This is a genomic window from Kitasatospora sp. NPDC056138 (assembly GCF_042264695.1).
GTDB lineage: Bacteria > Actinomycetota > Actinomycetes > Streptomycetales > Streptomycetaceae > Kitasatospora.
Window position 1 is genome coordinate 1 of sequence record NZ_JBHJVK010000157.1, and the last position, 2,272, is coordinate 2,272.

3 protein-coding genes are annotated in these 2,272 nt (G+C 70.8%); 1 reads left to right on the forward strand and 2 read right to left on the reverse strand.

All coding sequences use genetic code 11. The features are described 5' to 3' along the window. Window positions 1-167: 167 nt before the first annotated feature. Complete coding sequence (locus ACFC1R_RS38700; RefSeq protein ID WP_375946411.1) at window positions 168-812, reverse strand: NAD(P)-dependent oxidoreductase; 645 nt, start codon at window positions 810-812, stop codon at window positions 168-170. A 43-nt stretch (window positions 813-855) separates the two neighbouring features. Next, on the reverse strand, window positions 856-1,608 hold the full coding sequence (locus ACFC1R_RS38705) for an MBL fold metallo-hydrolase (RefSeq protein ID WP_375946412.1): 753 nt from the start codon (window positions 1,606-1,608) through the stop codon (window positions 856-858). 81 nt (window positions 1,609-1,689) lie between these two features. Here ACFC1R_RS38705 and ACFC1R_RS38710 point away from each other — a divergent pair. Continuing rightward, a partial coding sequence (locus ACFC1R_RS38710; protein WP_375946413.1) for a winged helix-turn-helix transcriptional regulator occupies window positions 1,690-2,272 on the forward strand: 583 nt, incomplete at its 3' end.

Genomic DNA, 2,272 nt, shown 5'->3' on the forward strand with positions numbered 1-2,272 from the left:
CAGGCGGTGATGGTGAGCTGGGTGGCCGTGGCGCTGGCGCGCAGGTCGCCGGCGAGGTCCGGCAGTCCGGGCAGGTAGCCGTCGATGGACAGTGGTCCCAGGGCCACGAGCGCTGCGAGCAGGACGATGAATCGGGTGTGCGGGCCGGCGGCGTCGTTGCTCATGGCTCAGTACGCCACGGTGATGCGGCGGCGGATCGCGGTGCCGCTCTCGATCGTGTCGGCCAAGGCGATCGCGTAGTCGGCGTACGAGATGCGGCTGTTGCCGTCGTCGTCGGTGAGCAGGGTGTCCCCGGCGCTGCGGTAGGCCCCGGTCCGCTCGCCCGCTGCGATGACCGCGGCGGGCGACACGTACGTCCAGTCGAGGTCGTGCACGCCGCGGTAGAGGTCGAGCGCTTCGGACTGGGCCTCGGCGTTGGCCTTCCACAGCGCGGGGAAGTCCGGGTCGTCCATGACCCGGGCGCCGGTCGGCGTGCGCAGGCTGCCGGCACCGCCGATGGTGACCAGGCGGGTGACGCCGGCTCGGCGGAGTCCGTCGATCAGCGCACGGGCGGCACCGACGATCGTGGCGCGGTCGTCCTCCTGGCCGATCCGGGGGCCGACGGCCGACAGTACGGCGTCGTGGGAGGCGGCGAGGCCGGCGACCGCGGCGGCGTCCGTGACGTCACCGGTGGTCACGGTCAGGGCCTTGTGCTTGAGTCCGTCGACGTGGCCGGCTCGGGTGACCGCGGTGACGGTGTGGCCGCGACGCAGTAGTTCCTCGGTGGTGGGCCGGCCGATGTTGCCGCCGGCACCGAACAGGACGATCTTCATGTGTTGCTCCTTGTTTCTGATGGTCTCTGATGTTTTCTGATGGTCAAAGGACGGGCCGGCCGTCGGCGATGATGGCCGCGGTGATGCCGCGCTCGTCGGCGGCGTGCTGGAAGCGCTGCTCGATGTCGGGTTGTTCGGTGTAGAACGGCGGGTTGTGGAACAGGCCGTAGTGCATGGCGCAGACGGTGCCGGCGCCGAGCGCGACGGCGGCCTCGACGCCCTGCTCGGGGGTCATGGTCGCCGGGACGTTGGCCGCGTAGCCCTCGAAGTGGGCGATGACGCCGTTGACCGGGACGAACGCGACGTCGAACGGGCCGTGGTCGCGGGCGATCTGCCACCAGCTGCCGTGCCACTGGGTGTCGCCGCAGTGGATGATCCGCCGACCGGCGCCTTCGACGACCCAGGCGACCTGGTCGCAGTCGTTGCCGCGCCAGTCCAGCGAGGTCACCGGGGTGACGGTCAGCTCTCCGATGCGGCGTGACCGGCCCAGGTCCTGGGCAACGGGGGTGATGCCCGCCTCTTGCAGCGCCGCCGCGCTCGGGGTGTGGCAGCCGATCGTGCCGGTGGCCGCGATCCGGGCGATCAGGTCGTGGTCGTAGTGGTCGGGGTGCAGGTGGGTGATGAGGGCGTGGGTGCCGGGCGGGGTGTCGACCGGGTCGACCGGCCGGTGCGGCGGCCCCATCACCGGCGCCAGCGGAGCGACGTTCTCAAGCGGGTCGATCAGCAGGCGGGTGTCGCCGAGACGGATCTCGACGCCGGCCCAGGCCAGCCGACGCACGGAAAGGGTGGTGGTCATGGGCAGCGACGCTAGACCGCCGTTGTTGAGAAAGTCAACAAGAGAGTTCTGAATCTCAACGCCGCAAGGTAGGGTGGTGGCATGCGCACCTACGGGCAGTACTGCGGCATCGCGAAAGCACTGGACACCATCGGCGACCGGTGGACCCTGCTGATCGTCCGTGAACTGCTCGCCCTGGGTCCGTGCCGGCACACCGACCTGCGCAACGGGCTGCCCGGGATCGCCAGTAATCTGCTGGTCGACCGGCTCCGCGAACTGGAGGAAGCCGGCCTGATCCACCGCAAGGCCGCCCCGCCGCCGGTGGCCACCACCCTGTTCTCCCTCACCGAGCGTGGCCGCGCGCTGGAGCCGGTGCTGCAGGAACTGAGCCGATGGGGAATTCCGCTGTTGCGCGAGCCGGCCGGCAGCGACACCTTCCGCACCCACTGGCTGGACATGCCCGCCCGGGCACTGACCGACCACCGTCCCGACCAGCCGGCAATCGCCCTGCAACTGCACGCCGACGGCAACGAAGACCTGGTCATCGAAGTCAAGGACGGCTCGGTGCACACCCACGCCGGCCGGGTCGACCACCCCACCGCGTCCCTGACCGGACCGCCGCACCTGCTGGCCGCGACCCTGCTCGGCGACCTCGATCTGAGCGCCGCGGTACAGCAAGGCCTGC